We start from the raw sequence: 16285 nt of genomic DNA, 5'->3' as shown, positions 1-16285 counted from the left end.
TTTGCTTTTTAAAACTAAAATAGTTTTCATTGTAAAAGATTGCCTATGCGGGGCAATCTTTTTTTATTTTAACGTTTATTGTTAACATAAAATTAATATCTACTTATAATATTTGTCTTTTTCAAGAATTTCACAAAATTTTGATATTAAAGGATAAATCATAAATTTGTTATTCGCATAAAAAAAACAAACTGATAATAAACACACATTAATTAAATTTAAAACTAAAAACTAAAAAACAATGGCAAACGCACCAAAACCTACCACGGCTAAGAAAGAGAACTCTAAAGGTTCTGGGATTTTCGCAGGATTAGCTATCATAATCTGTATTATAGTGGGATGGACTTTATTTTTATTTGTAATGGGTAATGGCTCCAACTTTGAGGGCGGAGACAACACAGGCCACCCACTACCCGGAAACTACTTCGCCATGATTTATAAAGGGGGTTACATCGTACCTTTCTTAATGTCTATGTTCTTGATGGTTGTCGTATTTTCAATCGAACGTTTTTTCGTTATCAGCAAAGCCGCTGGATCTGGCAACGTTGATGCTTTTGTTAGAAAAGTACAAACTTTATTAACTTCTAGAAATGTAGAAGGAGCGATCAGTGAGTGCGATAAGCAAAAAGGCTCTGTTGCGGCAGTTATAAAATCTGGCCTTTTAAAATATAAAGAAGTAGAAACCGATACTGTAATGGATACGGAACAAAAATGTTTAGCGATCCAAAAAGACATTGAAGAAGCAACAGCATTAGAAATGCCGATGTTAGAACAAAACTTAACCATTATCGCTACCTTGGTATCTGTTGGTACATTGGGTGGTTTATTGGGTACGGTTACTGGTATGATCAAGGCCTTTGCTGGTTTGGCCACTGCTGGCGCTCCAGATCAAGCCCAATTGGCAAATGGTATATCAGAAGCATTAATCAATACCGCAACGGGTATATCTACCTCATTATTAGCGGTTATTTCTTACAACTTTTTCACTTCAAAAATTGATAGTTTAACCTATTCAATTGATGAGGCAGGTTTCTCGATTGTACAAACTTACGCTGCTACCCACTAATATTTAGAGTAGTTATATTGCCCGTTTAACACATTAAAATGGGAAAGTTAAGTTAGTTTAATTGTAAAAAAATAATAAGATGCCAAAAGTAAAAATCAAAAGAAAAAGCACAACTACGGATATGACCGCAATGTGCGACGTGGCTTTTTTGCTGCTCACTTTCTTTATCCTTACGGCAACTGCTAGGCAACCAGAAGCTTTAGAGGTAGAAATACCATCTTCTAGCGTAACTGTTAAGCTGCCCGATACTGACATATCTACCCTTACCGTGGGTAAAGACAAAGTATTTTTTGGAGTTGTAGGACAAGATGTGAGAATAAACACTTTACAGCGCATAGGAGAACAATATAATATCAAATTCACAGACGAAGAGAAGAAACGTTTTTCTGTAATTGAGAATTTTGGTGTTCCCGTTGCTAGTTTAAAGCAATTTATCGCAATGGATAATACAGAAAGGATGAAAATAAACCAACCTGGTATCCCATGTGATTCTGGCGCCAACAATGAGCTAAAGCAATGGATATTACAAGCAAGGTATGCTACCAAAGAGCTGCACAATACCGATTTGAGATTCTCTATTAAAGGAGACTCTAAAGAAGAATATCCAACGATTAGAAAAGTAATCGATATCTTACAGGATCAAAAAATTAATAAATTTAGTTTGATTACTTCTTTAGAAGGAGTAAAATAATTTAAAAACTCGAAAGAAATGGCAGAATTAGATACCTCCGGCGGGGGTAGTAAGAAAGGCGGGAAGGTAAGAAGTAAAAAACAATCAACCAGGGTAGATCTAACTGCAATGGTAGATTTAGCTTTTTTATTGATTACGTTCTTTATGCTTACCACTACCCTGGCCAAACCTCAGGCTATGGATATGTTCATGCCTGATAAGAGCAAAAAAAATGAGGAATTAGACGTTAAAGCTTCCAGAACAATGACGGTATTGTTGGGCTCCGACAATAAAATAGTTTGGTACATGGGCGTAATTGGAGACAACCCGCCAACGGTAGATAATTTCGGTAAAAACGGGATTCGTCAATCTTTAGTAGAAAACAATAAAAAGGTTATAGCCACAACCGGTAATCCGGAGAAAGGATTAATGGTTATTGTTAAACCAACGGATTTGTCTAACTATAAAAACTTTGTTGATATTCTAGACGAGATAAAAATTGCTTCAGTACCTTCCTACGGCGTTAACAACAAAATCGAGAAGGCAGAGATCAGCTTAATGAAAGAACAAGGAGCATACAACAAATAGTTTTAACAATGTTCATAAATTTATTTACACCCTAAAATAAAAACAATATGTCTAAGCTAGATATCCTAAATAAAAATTGGATCGATATAGTTTTTGCGGGTAGAAACCAAGATTACGGAGCTTACCAGTTACGTAAAGAAAATAACAAAAGCACCAATAAGGCTATTATTATTGGTTGTTTGTTATTTTCATTGGCAATTTCATCACCAATAATTATTAAGTATTTAAGCGGGTTTGTACCCGACGAGCCTGTAAAGAAGGATAAATTAACAGAGGTTGTTTTGGCTTCGCCACCGCCTATTGATAAAAAACTTCCTCCTCCACCGCCACCGGTAGAACCGCCACCACCAAAAGTGGATCAAATTAAATTTCCTCCGCCCGTTGTAAAGCCCGATAAAGAGGTTGTTGAAGAAGAACCGCCAACCGTAAAGGAATTGGCTAAAGCAGACCCTGGCGCTAAAACCATTAAAGGAGACCCCAACGCAGAGATTGTAATTAATACACCCGTTGGAAACGGCCCTGTTAACCAAGAGAAAACCGAAGATACAAACGAGATTTTCCAAAATGTTGAGGTTTTACCTGCATTTCCGGGTGGTTTAGATGCTTTTGGTAAATATCTTGGTAAAAATTTAAGATACCCTCCCGTAGCTAAAGAAGCTGGCATTCAAGGTAGGGTATATTGCCAATTTGTGGTAGAAAAAGACGGTTCCCTTACCGATATTAAAGTGGTAAGAGGTATTGGTGGAGGATGCGATGAAGAAGCGATAAGGGTGTTAAAAACCTCTCCTAAATGGAGTCCTGGTATTCAAAACGGAAGACCGGTTCGTGTATCCTATACCGTCCCGATTTTCTTCCAACTTCAAAATTAATATGTGCTAATGGCATACCAGAAATTTAGAGATAGACAGAAATCGCCCGCAAAGCGATTTCTGCTTATTTTAGGGCTAGTGATGTTTCTTGTGTATTTGGCAATGGGCATCGCAATTATTTTTTGGGATAAGTTTCCACTAATGATCGGCGTTAATATATGGTGGAAAGTTGCCTTGGGTGTTTTACTTATTTCCTATTCTTTTTTCAGGTTTGTAAGATTAATTAAAAATCAATAAGATGATTAAAAAAGGATTTCTCCCTTTTGTATTCATGTTCTCTTTACTCATCATGTTTGCCTGTAGGCAACAAACGGTTTCTGATAATACGGATGAGATCACTTACGGAAACGCAACAATGGTGGCAGATGAATCACTCTATCCCATTGTAGATGATGAGTACCAAATCTTTTCTAATGATTATAAAAGGGCCAATATAAATATCATTTATAAACCGCTTACAGATGCTTTAGATTTATTTACTAGCGATAGCATTGATGTTGCGATTTTACCAAGGAAACTATCCGAAAAGGAAGCCAAGAGCTATCTAGATAAAAACATCATTATTAGATATACAAAATTCGCTATTGATGGTATTGCCCTAATAACCGGAAAAAACAATCCCGATTCATTAATTACCGTAACAGAATTAAAAGATGCGCTATCCGGGAACTCAAAAAAAAACACCCCTATTGTGTTTGATAACCCAAAATCTAGCACTGTAGAATACTTAATGTCATTAACTGGCGTTAAAACTTTTCCAAAAAACGTGTATGCTTTAAAATCTAATAAAGAAGTAATTAAGTATATAGTAAAAAATCCAAATGCGATTGGAATAGTAAGCGTGGCCTGGATGAAAAGACCAACGCAAGACATAGCCGCCGATGTTGAAAAAACACGGTTTATTGCGGTTAAAGGAGAAGGTAAAACTTATGAAAAGCCAACCCAAAGCAATTTAAAAGTCGATAATTATCCATTGATTAGGGATCTATACATTATCAATTGTCAGGGAAGGGCCGGGTTAGGCACAGGGTTTGCAGCTTTTGTGGCTAGCGAGTTAGGACAAAGGATCATATTAAAGTCAGGATTGGCTCCCGATTCTTTACCTAGCCGACAAATTAAAATTAGAAATTAAATTTTTTTTATATAATTGAATTATGAATATAGTTAAGAAAATAGCGATAGGAACCATAGGCTTAGTGTTTATAGGTTCTATAACGATGGCCCAAAGTTTAGAGGATGCCAGAAAAGCGGTTACAGCAGAGCAATATCAAAAGGCAAAATCATTATTTGGCAATTTGGTAAAAAACCAACCCAGCCCAGAAAATTACTTTTATTACGGCGATCTTTACCTAAGATTAAATATGCCAGATTCTGCAAAAACTGTTTTTCAAAAAGGAATTGCTGCCGATGATAAAGGTAAATTCAGTTTAAATTATGTAGGATTGGGTACTGTTGATCTTTTTAAGAAAGATACTGTGGCCGCCCAGAAAAATTTTGCCAAGGCAACCGCAGATATGAGAAGAAAAGATTACCTAGAATATATCTATATAGGTGAGGCTTATACTTATGAACCATCTAGAGATTTGCCAAAAGCTTTTGAATGGTTTGAAAAAGCAAAAGAAAATGGCGAAAAAGACCCCGAGCTGCACATTGCAATGGGTAACGCCTACAAAACCGAAAAGAAAAATAGCGAAGCTGTTGCAGAATATCAAAGGGCCTTAACCTTAAAAGATAATCTATTGGCCGTAGAGGTTAATATTGGAGAAATCTGGACACAAGCTTACAATTTTGAATTATCTGAAAGCACCCTAAAAGGCGTGATTTCAAAAGATGCGAATTTTGGCCCCGCTTACAGGGCTTTAGCTGAAAATTATTACCGTTGGGCTTCGGCTTTTCCAGCAAAAAGAGCCGAGCTTTTGCCAAAAGCTAAAGACAATTATTCTAAATATCTAGATTTAACCGATAGATCTGCCGAGTCGCAATACCGCTATTTGATTTTCTTGTTCAATGCCGAAGATTATACAGGTTTAGAAAAAGCAGCCACAGATTTTATAAATTCTCCTGCATATAACAAAAACTATATCCTAGCCAAAAGATTTAAAGGTTATGCCGCCATAGAAAATAAAGACACGCAAGCTGGTTTAGATGCCTTAACATCATTTGTTAGTGAGATTGATAGCAATAGGGTAATAGCAGATGATTATTTGAAAATTGGTAAGGCTTACGCCGATTTAAGCCAAGATTCTTTAGCCATTTTAAATTATATTAAAGCTTCTAAATTAGATACGGCTAATACCGAAGTATTGGGCACCATTGCATCTACCTATTTTTCTAGTAAAAAATACGATAAGGCTGCAAACTATTATAATAAATTATCTAAGCTACCAAAAGCGTCTTTAAAAGATTGGTTTTACTTAGGTTATTCTAACTACTTTTCTTACGCTGGCATGGTTAGAGAAAACTCTAAAGATTCTTTAGCGATGAAGAACACTTTATTAGCTGCAGATAGTGCTTTCAATTATGTAGCAGTTACGGCAAACAATATAGATGCTTATTTATATTTAGCCCGGGTAGAATATTATTTAAACCCGGTTAACGAAAACGATAAAGTAAAAGCCGCTTATGAAAAGCTGATAGAGCTTACCTTAGCCAAAACAGAACAAACCGCAGCAGATAAAAAGAACTTGGTTGAGGCCTATTCTTCTATCGGTGCTTACTACATCAAAACGGATAAACAAAAATCTTTAGAAAGCTTTAATAAAGCATTAGAGATTGATCCAAATAACCAACAGGTAAAAGATGCAGTTGCGGCTTTAAAGGCTGGTAAATAAAGCAATTTTTTAATTGATTATAAAGAGGCTGTCTCAAAAAGGCAGCCTTTTTTATAAAAATCTGATTTCCTTACATCCAGGCTTAAAAAGTACAATAGCAAACAAGACACCTTCGTTCAAGCCCTATGACCAGTATCAGATGATGGTGCTCATTCATCTTTAGGAGAGCAGCTGATAAGCATGTTGTAAGAGTTGTAAATAATTTCATCGATAGAATCAATCTAGAGCCTCTGCTTCCAGCTTATCATACAAAAGCAATACCCCCTTATCATCCCGTGGTGCTAGTGAAAGTTCTGGTATATGGATATGTAAACAACATCTAATCTTCCCGTGTTCTCAAAACGCCCTGTAAAGAGAATATCTATTTTACGTATCCAAGTGCCATGAACCGTCCGGGATTTTATCCGTCAACCGTTCCAGAGACTGAAGGACGTTTTGAGAAAAGTATTTTAGCAAATCATCACTTTACTGGCAAAAAAAGGGTTGTTGAGCATAGAATAAGCTTATCCCGATGGGACCAAGATAGAGACCAATGCCAACAGATATACTTTCTGTCTGGAAAAAAGCCATCCAGACCAACAAGGAAAATATGAAGACGCAGCTAAAGCAGATATGGCAGTATGCCCAGAGCGTAATCGATGCCAACGATGATCTGCCAGAACCGCCCGAGCTGACTGTTATCAGCAAAGATAACGTAGAGAAAACGATAGCCAAGCTCACTGAGGTGCTAGGAAGCAAGAGAGACATCAACAAGAAAGCAAGGGTAAAGCTGAACTACATTAATAGAAACTTCCCAAAGAACATCCAGAATACCAGAAGCAGGAAGCTGTTTTAGGAGAGCGGAAGAGCTGCAGCAAACCCATAAACTTCTTGGAATTAAGGGATATTATACGAATCTTCCAGAGTCAGTTACTAGCAACCAAACTATTATACAAAACTACTGTGAACTCTATAGAATAGAATAGGCCTTTAGGAAATCTAAAAGTGGTTTACAGATAAGATTCACATTCCATTATAAAGAGCAACTTATAAAGCTTCATCTGCTAATCTACATAACCTTAGTTATCTCCAAACCTATAGCCAAACCCCCATTAAAAGCTCAATTCATGAATGCAAAAAAATTACAGATGCTCGGTTAAAAAGTAAAATTACAGGAAAGGAAATCAAGATAAGAGCCGATTCAAATACCAAAATCATGGATTCTAAAATCAAAATCGTAGAAGTAATAGAAAAGTTAAATTTGCTAACCTAATTTGGACAACTATTTACTCTCACTACGTAAAATCTATAAACAAAAAAATGTCTCCCACATTTGCTTGCAACAAACATAGGAGACAGGTTCTAAATTTAGAATAAAAGACGATTATTTCTTTTTAAGCACTATAAGATAGTTTCCATAATCTCCTCTGCTATTAGTATGATTTAGTAAAACGCTAATTGTACCCTCGCAAGGAGCTGCAACATTTTTAGAACTGTTGACTGATTGAACAGAAAATGGTCCTCCATTGGCTGATCCATAATCACCGTATTCTTGCTTTGTCACCGAAGTTACATTTTTAGAATTCACTTTTATTAAAATTGGTTTTGCATTATTTGCTCCATATTTAAAGGAAACAGTGCCGGCATCTACCTTTGTAACCGTAATGGTAGAACCAGGAGCATAATCAGCCCATTCATCTGTAATAACAGTAAAATCACCACTTAATAAATCTGCATTAAAAGGACAAAACTTATTTATGACCAATTTAATAGTATTGTTATAATCAGATGGAGTAACACCGTCCGCACTAGTAATTTTAATTACCAATGTATCCACACGATCGTTTTTGTAAGCATCGTAGCTAGAAGTGATATCTAAATATCCCAATACCGACCCAGCGGGTAACGTTAGAGTCTTACTGGCAATTTTATATTGAGTTCCCTCTACAGCACCTGTCGGAGAGGTAACACTAACTGTTATCTTTGTATCACTATTAGAAGTGGTTGTTAAACCAATAGGCAATTTATAGGTAGGTACCGGAACAGTGTTAGAAACTCCGAAATTAGCTGTACTCAATCCTGTAAAGGATGCCTGTAATGGGGGATTTGTTACTGGATAATTATCTTTATTGCTACAACCAGAAAATGTAGTAGTGATGAAAGCACACACAAAAACAAATGCAAAAAGTTTTATAAATTTTTTCATGATAATTTATTTTAATTATTGTATCCACTATTTTGAACAATATTTGGATTAGCCAAAATCTCTGAAGAGGGAATTGGCAAAACGAATCTATAACTATTAGCAGCAAGATTTAAATATGATGGTGCTGCATCATTTGTTGACCTGTTGACTGGCAAATTATTTCTTTTCAAATCAAAAAATCTCTGCCCTTCAAAAGCTAATTCTTTTAACCTTTCTTCAATAACGTCAGCAAGTAAAACATCTTTATCCGTATAAATTTGATCTGTATATCCTGTAATTCTGTTCTTTCTAACAGTATTTAAGTCTTGAGCTCCTAATAATACATTAGGTGAAGTAAGCTTTGCATATGCTTCAGCTCTAATTAAATACATCTCAGAAATTCTAATTACTTTTAAATCAACAGCTCTACCACCACGAGCAGTAGATTTTTCGTATTTCTTTACAAAAGGCAATCCTGAACCGTTAGAACCAATGTAAGTTGCTTTTCTAATGTCGCTAGTTGCGTAAAGACTGGTTAATTTACTAGATGGAGCTAAATATATATTCCCGCTTGTAGTAGTAAATAAAGAACCAAAGCTAGTATTGTTTGCGTATCTAATTCTAAATAAAACTTCTTCATTATTAGAGTCTGTCCAGATGCCCTGAAAAGCACTACCAGAACTAATTGGTCTTATACCACTATTAATTACAGTAGTCGCATAATCTATAGCTTTCTGATAATCACCTTTATAAAGGGAAATCCTAGCTCTGTAAGCATCAATATTAACCTTATTGATTGCAGTATCGGTAAAATTTGAGGTTGTTACTGCAGGAAGTAAAGAATAGGAATCTGCTAAATCTTTCTCTAACATAGTCATATCTTCTGCTTGCGTATTTCTGGATGGTTTACCTAATACATTAGATGCTGTTAGATATGGAACCCCCAATGGATCGCTTGCAGAAAAGTTTTTACTGTACATTCTCAACAACTCAAAATGAGAAATTCCTCTTAATCCTAATAATTGAGCCTTAATGTTATTTTTAACATTAATGTCTCCAGCTACTGCAGGAGTAGCTGCCAAAATCCTGTTTGCTTGATCAATTAAAGAATAATATCCTCCCCAAGCATTAGTTACATCTCCCCCGGTTGTTGCATCAGCACTATATTGGTATTGGTAAGTTAACGTTCCTTGACCAGAGTTATCTGCTCCAAGTTTAGCTTCATCAGAAATAAGTGCACTAACATATACATTGTTAGAATATGCAGTAAACTGATTATAAGCCGTGTTTAAACCTTGTTGCAAATCATCCGTAGTTCTAAATGCATTCGCATTACTGAACGAATCTGTTGGCACTAAGTCTAATGTATTTTTACAAGAACTTAATGTAAAAGTGGCCCCTAACAGAAATAAGCCAATATATTTATATTTTATCATTGTCGTAAATATTTAAAACGTGAAATTTAAACCAGCAGTAAACGCAGTCGGATTTGGATATTCACTCAAGTTGATGTTTGGAGCACCTGCTTCTGGGTCTGGTCCTCTCCATTTAGTAAACATTATTAAATTGGTGCCTTGTACATATAATTTAGCAGAAGATATAAATTTAGATTTTGTTAATATGCTTTTAGGCAAAAAATAAGATATTGTAACATCTCTTAGTCTTATAAAAGAGGCATCATGAAGAATTTTAGACGAGAAATTACTGCTGTAAACTGGACTTGGTGTTGAAGCAATATCACCAGGTTTTTGCCAAAAATCTAATGAAGTTGATTGGTTATACCCATTCCTTATAAAACTGGTGTTCTCAACAAAATACTCTAAATTATCTGATTTAGTAGCTCCTTGTTGAAAACTAAATAATGTAGAAAAACCAAATTGCTTATACCTCAATTCTGTACCAAAACCGCCTTTCCAAGGTGCTTCTGATTGACCAAATGTTTGAACCTGATCATTTGAACTATAGTTAGTTGTAAGTTTTCCGTCCTTGGTGTAGTATAAAGGAGCACCTGTAGCGGCATCTACACCTCCCCATCTAACCGTGTATTGTGCGCTACTTGGTAGTCCCTCTGTAATTTTACCAGTACCCGATTCATAAGACTGCTCTCCTCCTAAACTTGTGATTTTATTTTGATTGTAAGCGCCATTTGCATAAATTGTCCAAATAAAATCATTTTTATCTATCGGGCGGTAATTAATATCCCACTCAAACCCTCTATTTTGTAACTGACCAGCGTTTACGATGATGCTACCTCCAACCCCTAAACCGCTGGTTGCAGATAAGGTTTTTTGCACAAATAAATCTTTTGTTACTTTATTGTAAACGTTTAACTCTCCAAATATTTTTCCTCTGAAAATATCGAAATCTATACCAATATTGGTTTGATAGACTTTTTCCCAAGTCAAATCTGGATTACCTACGTTACTCGGAAACAATGTTCGGTTTCCTGTTAGTGTTGTTCCTAAACTAAACTGTGGCAAATATCCAAAATCTCCGTAAGCAAAATTGTCGTTACCATTATTACCAGAGCCACCATAACTAGCCTTAAATCTTAAAGAATTAACAAAATCGACATCTTTTAAGAAGTTTTCTTGTTTAGCATTCCAAACCCCACTAATTGAATAAAAACCAACCCATCTATTTTTTTCAGGAAGCTTTGAAGATCCATCATTTCTATACGAAGCATTAAGAGTATACTTCCCATCATAGGTATAGTTGCCAATAATCATTGCTGACAGTAAGGTATTTTGCGACTTGCCACCTCCTAAATTACCAAATAATTGGTTACTTGCAGTAGCTTGAGTAATAGCGGCAGGTGTATTAGGTGTTCTTGGATCAATACCATAACCCGTAAGGCTTAAACTTTTAGCAAACTCGCCAACATATTCTCCCAAAACAGAAAAATTTACAGAATGCTTATTGTTAAACAAGTTCTGATAAGTAAAAGAAGGCCTCACATTCGCAGTTAAAAAACGGGTTAAAGATTCTGATTGAAATCCCGCTTTTCCTGTTGGTGTAGTAGATGTTATTCTAACATAAGCCAATTTATTGCCATAATTACTACCTTGGGTTTCTCTATAATCTATGCCTGAGGTTATAGCTGCAGATAAGTGATTGGTAATTTCATAAGAAGCAGTACCAGAAAGTAACGCTTTTAATTGATTATTTTTATTAATATCTAAAGCCGTGAGTTGTAATTGATTACCTCCAACAAATTTCGCTCCTGTTCCCGTATAATAATTACCATCAGGCAATGTAGGTACTGAATAGGGTGGCGTAATTGCGAATGATAAAAATGGGTTTCCAGTACTATTTGTGGTAGTAGACTGTTGATTACTTCTTGAGACATAAGCCAAGCTGCTAGAAATTTGTGCTTTAAACTTATTATCGGTTATGTCAATGTTATTTCTTAAAGTTACCCTATCAAAGCTAGACCTTGCAGTTGTTCCTTTTTCATTATATAAACCTAAGCTAGTGAAAGACCTAACTTTTTCTCCACCTCCAGACAAGGTAACTTGATTATTAGAGAAAGTTCCGTTTTTAAAAGTTACATCATGCCAATTAGTATTTATTTGTGATATAGAATCTAATATACTGGCATATCTTGCTTTCTGGGCGGGGGTAAGACCTGCATTTCCTGGGTTTTTAGGAGAGTACACCCAACCTGGCAAATTATTAGCATTAGTTAATACAGAACCATTTGGGTCTGCTAATAAACCATAATTTTCTTGCGTTTGTAATAATTGCTTAGTGCTTTGAGGAGTAAAAGCAAAAGAAGGAGGTGTTTTAACTCCAAACTGGCTATCAAAACCAATAGTTAGCTTTCCAGCCTTACCTCTTTTAGTGGAAATAACGATTACCCCATTTGCACCACGTGAACCATACAATGCAGAAGCACTAGCATCTCTTAAAACTTCAACAGATTCAAAATCGTTAGAGTTTAAACCTTGAAAAGTATTTTGTTCTATTGGCACACCATCTACAATATATAGCGGAGTACTACCACCTGCTAGAGAACTAGAACCTCTAATTATTATATTAGTTGATGACCCCGGAGCCCCACTACTTGTTAAAGCAGACAGGCCTGGTACCCTTCCTTGTAATAATTGATCAAATGAAGCAACAGGCTTATTACCCAGATTCTCTGAGCTGATACTGGTTGCGGCACCAGCAAATTCTTTTCTCTTAATAGGAACAATACCATTTACAATTACTTCACTTAGAGCCTTCGCATCAGAAGCTAGTGAAACATTAATTACGGTATTATCTCCCACTACAAGTTTTTGCGTAGAAAAGCCAACGTAGGAGACTTCGATTGTTCTTGAATTTAATGGAATAGTAATTGAATACTTACCATCAACGTTAGTTTGGGTACCTATATTAGTTCCGGTTACTTTCACAGAAACTCCGGGTAAAGGCATTCCATCGTCTTTGGCCGTAACCTTTCCTGTTACTTTTTTGTCCTGAGCTAAAACGCTGGTTGCGATCAATAGCATTACGAACAAACTTTGTACAAGTTTTTTCATACAATTTTTAAAATTTAGTTAAATTATAGTGTTAATTAATCCTAAATATAAAGCAATTAAATTGTTAATAGCAAAAAATGATTTAACAAAATTTAACAATTTTTATTAATATGTTGATTTACAGTATATTAAATTTTAATCAATTTTTTAGGTTTAATTTTATGAGTTTTTTAAGCCTTTTTGCTCTATGGTTATGATCTTATCAAAAAAATAGTTTGTTTTTTAATAAATCTTCATTTTTTATAATTTTACTATGCTAACATAGTAAAAAATTGCCCCCTAGTTGATTGATTTTATCAAATTTTAATTTTTTTAGTACTTTGTATTGCATAATACCAAATATTACATATATCTTTGCAATATGATTTCGGATAATACACAAACGCAGATGAGGAAGGGCATTTTAGAATATTGCATCCTTTCTATCATATCCAGAGGAGAAATATATGCTTCGGATATTATCGAAGAACTAAAGGCGGCAAAGCTACTTGTGGTAGAGGGCACTTTGTATCCTTTGCTTACCCGGTTAAAAAATAATGGGCTTTTAACATACAATTGGCAAGAGTCAACATCTGGGCCGCCCAGAAAATATTATTCTTTATCTGAAGCCGGTACAACGGTGCTAAACCAATTAGACCTAACATGGGCAGATTTATCTTATGCCATAGAATCAACCATCAAAAAAAGGAACCTTAACAAAAACTAAAGATTTTAACCATGAACAAAACTATCATCATCAATATAAGCGGGGTTATTTTTCATATTGAAGAAGATGCCTATGAAGCTCTTAAAAATTACATCAACGATGTGAAAAGGCATTTTGCGTCCTATCGGGATAATTTTGAAATCATTACCGATATAGAAAATAGGGTTGCAGAAATGTTTAATGATTTATTGATCGCAGATTCAAAGCAGGTTATAGTGATCGGTGATGTAGCTTTGGTTACCTCTAGGATGGGCAACCCGGCTGATTTTGAGACAGAGGAGGAAACAGAAAAGCAACCCATAGACGCGAGGAGTTTAAGAGAGAGAAAACTTTTTAGAGATATGGATGATCGGGTAATCGGCGGCGTTTGCGCTGGGATTGGTCATTACTTCGATATTGAGGCGAGATGGATAAGGGTCGCGTTTTTTATATTATTCGTTTTTTATGGCTTTGGGCTAATCCCTTATATCATATTTTGGGTGCTGATCCCTAAAGCTGGCACCAGAACAGAGAGAATGGAAATGAAAGGAGAAAAAATCAACCTTCAATCTTTCCAAAAGAATGTGGAGGAAGAGTTGAACGCCGTGAAAAGTAATTTTATCAACGCAACTAATAATGCGAGACCCGGCCTAAATCGTTTAGGCTCTTTTATCAGAGATGTAATTTCACAATTATTAAAATTTGCGGGTACAACAGGTAAAATAATCATAAAAGTAATTGGTTTTTTTATCATAGTTTTTGCCAGTATCGTTTTAATTTCTGCCTTTGTTGCCCTATTAATCTTTTTAGGGTACGCTGGAAGTGCTGATATAAACACCATATACCCTCTAAATGCTTTAAGAGAAACTTTGAGACCAGTAATTTTTGTTTCTGCCTTTCTAGTTGTATTTATCCCCCTTTTAGGATTGATAATTTTTACCCTTAGAGTTTTCTTTAATAATCATAAGGTTTCCAAATCTGTTAGTTTTAGTATGTTGATGATTTGGATTTTAGCTTTGGGAACCGGCATTTTCTTTATTGCCAAAAACGCAACTGATTTTAAAGAACAAGCCAGTTACAGCGAATCTATCGGTTTAAAAAACAACCCTAATAAGGTTTATTACTTACAAGGGGGCGAAGAGCGCACATTACAAGAGGATATCTCTAACATCAACGGAAGTGATAGAATTGTAACCATAACCAGAAACGACAAGGATTTTGACACACCAAACAGGGTAAATATCAGTTTAAAAATTGCCGACAATGATTTGCCCTCTTTGATTAAAACTTATTCTGCCAGGGGAAGAAATTTTGATGCGGCCATTAAAAGCGCTCATGATATCGAATACTATCTGTTTCAAAAAGATTCTTTAATCACTTTTGATTATCAATCTGGTTTAAAAGGGCAGAGCCTGTGGCGAGATCAAGAGGTTAATATTAAATTAAACATTCCGGTAAATAGTGTTTTATATATAGATAGGGATTTGGCAAGGCACTTTTTCAGAAATCAAATGAATGATTGCATTGAGGACGGGGAAAGCAAATATATTTTAGTGAGGGCTACAAAAGAGGGTTTTAGTTGCAAAAAATCGGCCAACGCCATAGAAAGGGAAAAACAGTATAATGAGGAGAACGATATTAAGGAGCCTTTAAATAATGAGGTGCTTTTTAATTGACCGTAAATAAAGAAGGGCTGCACTAGCAGCCTCTCTTTACTATTTGAGAACGGGCTGAGGCACCTTTACATAATATCCCGTACCATCATAAGGTCTTTTTCTTGGGTGTGCCTTACAGTTTTCTGAACAAGCGCCATCAAGTGCGGTTCCACAATCATCACATTGGGTAAAATGCTCGTTACATTCTGGATTGGCACAGTTGATCATCTTGGTGGTTGTTTTACCGCAGTTTCTGCAAGTAGAGATAACCACGGGATTAACCTTGTTTACATCAACTGCGATACGGTTATCAAAAACGTAGCATTTCCCTTCAAAATCTTTCCCGTCTGCTTCTTTTCCGTATTTGATGATACCTCCATGCAATTGATAAACATCTTTAAAACCCTCTTTCAATAGTAAAGCAGAGGCTTTTTCGCATTTTATCCCCCCGGTACAATAAGTGAGAATCTTTTTATCTTTGTATTGGGCCAGCTTGTTTATCATTGCCGGGAAATCCCTAAAATTATCTATATCTAAAGTAACCGCATTTTTAAATTTGCCCATGCTGTGCTCATAATTGGAGCGGACATCCAAAATTACCACATCTTTCTGATCGATCATTTCGGCAAATTCCTTTGGCTCCAAATGCTTCCCGGTTTCTTTGGTAGGGTCAATAAAAGAAGGGTCTTTTAAACCCGAATACACGATCTCTGATTTGTAACGGCAGTGCATCTTGATGAACGAAGGTTCATCAACCTCATCAATCTTAAATTCTATTGCGGCAAACCTTGTATCGGCATGTAAATAATCCATATAGGTTTTACAAGCGTCGGCTTTGCCAGAAACCGTTCCGTTAATGCCCTCGTCTGCTATAATTATCCGGCCTGTTAAGCCTAAAGATTTACAAAATTTAAGGTGTTGTGCTGCGTATTGCTCTGCATCCTGGATGTGGCTATAGCAATAATAAAGGAGTGTTTGGTATGCTTTCATAACTCATTGATACTGCTGTAAACAGTGTTAAATGAGTGGCAAATATATATAAAATGCGCTGAAGGTAAAAGGCCGCGAAGCGATTTGCCAGCTAAATTAAGGCCCCAGAGAAAGTTTGAAAATCAAAGTAATTAACTTTAAATACTGATTGTCAAAAAAAAGCCCTTGGATATTTAAGAAGAAAGTTTGAGTTATTTTGAAATTACCATGGTTAAATAAACGGGGTGGGAGCATTTGTTTG

At 35.7% G+C, this 16285-nt stretch carries 13 protein-coding genes and 1 pseudogene; 10 read left to right on the top strand and 4 right to left on the bottom strand.

What is annotated here, in order from left to right; genetic code table 11:
* The first annotated feature begins 241 nt into the window (after positions 1-241).
* The 8 genes and pseudogenes from I5M32_RS01240 to I5M32_RS17055 form a co-directional block, all read left to right on the top strand.
* Positions 242-1066, top strand: coding sequence for a MotA/TolQ/ExbB proton channel family protein (locus I5M32_RS01240; RefSeq protein ID WP_200584181.1), 825 nt, complete (start codon positions 242-244; stop codon positions 1064-1066).
* Positions 1067-1145: 79 nt separating this feature from the next.
* Complete coding sequence (locus I5M32_RS01235) at positions 1146-1757, top strand: ExbD/TolR family protein (protein WP_200584178.1); 612 nt, start codon at positions 1146-1148, stop codon at positions 1755-1757.
* A gap of 18 nt (positions 1758-1775) precedes the next feature.
* Positions 1776-2324, top strand: a complete 549-nt coding sequence (locus tag I5M32_RS01230) for an ExbD/TolR family protein (RefSeq protein ID WP_200584175.1) — start codon at positions 1776-1778, stop codon at positions 2322-2324.
* Between the two features lie 47 nt (positions 2325-2371).
* On the top strand, positions 2372-3193 hold the full coding sequence (locus I5M32_RS01225) for an energy transducer TonB (RefSeq protein WP_200584172.1): 822 nt from the start codon (positions 2372-2374) through the stop codon (positions 3191-3193).
* Between the two features lie 238 nt (positions 3194-3431).
* Entirely contained in the window at positions 3432-4325 is an 894-nt protein-coding gene (locus I5M32_RS01220) for a PstS family phosphate ABC transporter substrate-binding protein (RefSeq protein ID WP_200584169.1), read from the top strand.
* A 22-nt stretch (positions 4326-4347) separates the two neighbouring features.
* A complete protein-coding gene (locus I5M32_RS01215; RefSeq protein WP_200584167.1) occupies positions 4348-6024 on the top strand; it encodes a tetratricopeptide repeat protein in 1677 nt (558 codons plus the stop codon).
* Between the two features lie 589 nt (positions 6025-6613).
* On the top strand, positions 6614-6859 hold the full coding sequence (locus I5M32_RS01210) for a hypothetical protein (protein ID WP_200584164.1): 246 nt from the start codon (positions 6614-6616) through the stop codon (positions 6857-6859).
* A gap of 13 nt (positions 6860-6872) precedes the next feature.
* Positions 6873-7276 (top strand): annotated as a pseudogene (locus tag I5M32_RS17055) (IS1634 family transposase); the annotation flags it as partial.
* A 111-nt stretch (positions 7277-7387) separates the two neighbouring features.
* Here the strand turns inward: I5M32_RS17055 and I5M32_RS01205 are convergent.
* Genes I5M32_RS01205 through I5M32_RS01195 form a run of 3 tightly spaced genes read right to left on the bottom strand, consistent with a single transcriptional unit; the run spans position 7388 to position 12714 of the window.
* Positions 7388-8209, bottom strand: coding sequence for a hypothetical protein (locus tag I5M32_RS01205; RefSeq protein ID WP_200584161.1), 822 nt, complete (start codon positions 8207-8209; stop codon positions 7388-7390).
* An 11-nt stretch (positions 8210-8220) separates the two neighbouring features.
* On the bottom strand, positions 8221-9624 hold the full coding sequence (locus I5M32_RS01200) for a RagB/SusD family nutrient uptake outer membrane protein (RefSeq protein WP_200584158.1): 1404 nt from the start codon (positions 9622-9624) through the stop codon (positions 8221-8223).
* Between the two features lie 12 nt (positions 9625-9636).
* On the bottom strand, positions 9637-12714 hold the full coding sequence (locus I5M32_RS01195) for a SusC/RagA family TonB-linked outer membrane protein (protein ID WP_200584155.1): 3078 nt from the start codon (positions 12712-12714) through the stop codon (positions 9637-9639).
* A gap of 361 nt (positions 12715-13075) precedes the next feature.
* Between I5M32_RS01195 and I5M32_RS01190 the strand changes: the two genes are divergently transcribed.
* Both I5M32_RS01190 and I5M32_RS01185 read left to right on the top strand, forming a co-directional pair.
* On the top strand, positions 13076-13420 hold the full coding sequence (locus I5M32_RS01190) for a PadR family transcriptional regulator (protein WP_200584152.1): 345 nt from the start codon (positions 13076-13078) through the stop codon (positions 13418-13420).
* 11 nt (positions 13421-13431) lie between these two features.
* Positions 13432-15075 (top strand): PspC domain-containing protein, encoded by a 1644-nt coding sequence (locus tag I5M32_RS01185; RefSeq protein ID WP_200584150.1) that lies wholly within the window; start codon positions 13432-13434, stop codon positions 15073-15075.
* Positions 15076-15114: 39 nt separating this feature from the next.
* Here I5M32_RS01185 and trhO read toward each other — a convergent pair whose 3' ends face one another.
* Positions 15115-16044 (bottom strand): oxygen-dependent tRNA uridine(34) hydroxylase TrhO, encoded by a 930-nt coding sequence (trhO, locus tag I5M32_RS01180; protein WP_200584148.1) that lies wholly within the window; start codon positions 16042-16044, stop codon positions 15115-15117.
* Positions 16045-16285 lie beyond the last annotated feature (241 nt).

Origin of the sequence: Pedobacter segetis, from assembly GCF_016623585.1 — a bacterium.
Lineage (GTDB): Bacteria > Bacteroidota > Bacteroidia > Sphingobacteriales > Sphingobacteriaceae > Pseudopedobacter > Pseudopedobacter segetis.
This window is presented reverse-complemented; position numbering and strand designations above follow the sequence as displayed.

Bases quoted from the DNA above. Each gene is read 5' to 3' on its own strand.
- I5M32_RS01240 (WP_200584181.1), top strand. From the start codon at position 242: ATGGCAAACGCACCAAAACCTACCACGGCTAAGAAAGAGAACTCTAAA.
- I5M32_RS01235 (WP_200584178.1), top strand. From the start codon at position 1,146: ATGCCAAAAGTAAAAATCAAAAGAAAAAGCACAACTACGGATATGACC.
- I5M32_RS01230 (WP_200584175.1), top strand. From the start codon at position 1,776: ATGGCAGAATTAGATACCTCCGGCGGGGGTAGTAAGAAAGGCGGGAAG.
- I5M32_RS01225 (WP_200584172.1), top strand. From the start codon at position 2,372: ATGTCTAAGCTAGATATCCTAAATAAAAATTGGATCGATATAGTTTTT.
- I5M32_RS01220 (WP_200584169.1), top strand. From the start codon at position 3,432: ATGATTAAAAAAGGATTTCTCCCTTTTGTATTCATGTTCTCTTTACTC.
- I5M32_RS01215 (WP_200584167.1), top strand. From the start codon at position 4,348: ATGAATATAGTTAAGAAAATAGCGATAGGAACCATAGGCTTAGTGTTT.
- I5M32_RS01210 (WP_200584164.1), top strand. From the start codon at position 6,614: ATGAAGACGCAGCTAAAGCAGATATGGCAGTATGCCCAGAGCGTAATC.
- I5M32_RS01205 (WP_200584161.1), bottom strand. From the start codon at position 8,209: ATGAAAAAATTTATAAAACTTTTTGCATTTGTTTTTGTGTGTGCTTTC.
- I5M32_RS01200 (WP_200584158.1), bottom strand. From the start codon at position 9,624: ATGATAAAATATAAATATATTGGCTTATTTCTGTTAGGGGCCACTTTT.
- I5M32_RS01195 (WP_200584155.1), bottom strand. From the start codon at position 12,714: ATGAAAAAACTTGTACAAAGTTTGTTCGTAATGCTATTGATCGCAACC.
- I5M32_RS01190 (WP_200584152.1), top strand. From the start codon at position 13,076: ATGATTTCGGATAATACACAAACGCAGATGAGGAAGGGCATTTTAGAA.
- I5M32_RS01185 (WP_200584150.1), top strand. From the start codon at position 13,432: ATGAACAAAACTATCATCATCAATATAAGCGGGGTTATTTTTCATATT.
- trhO (WP_200584148.1), bottom strand. From the start codon at position 16,044: ATGAAAGCATACCAAACACTCCTTTATTATTGCTATAGCCACATCCAG.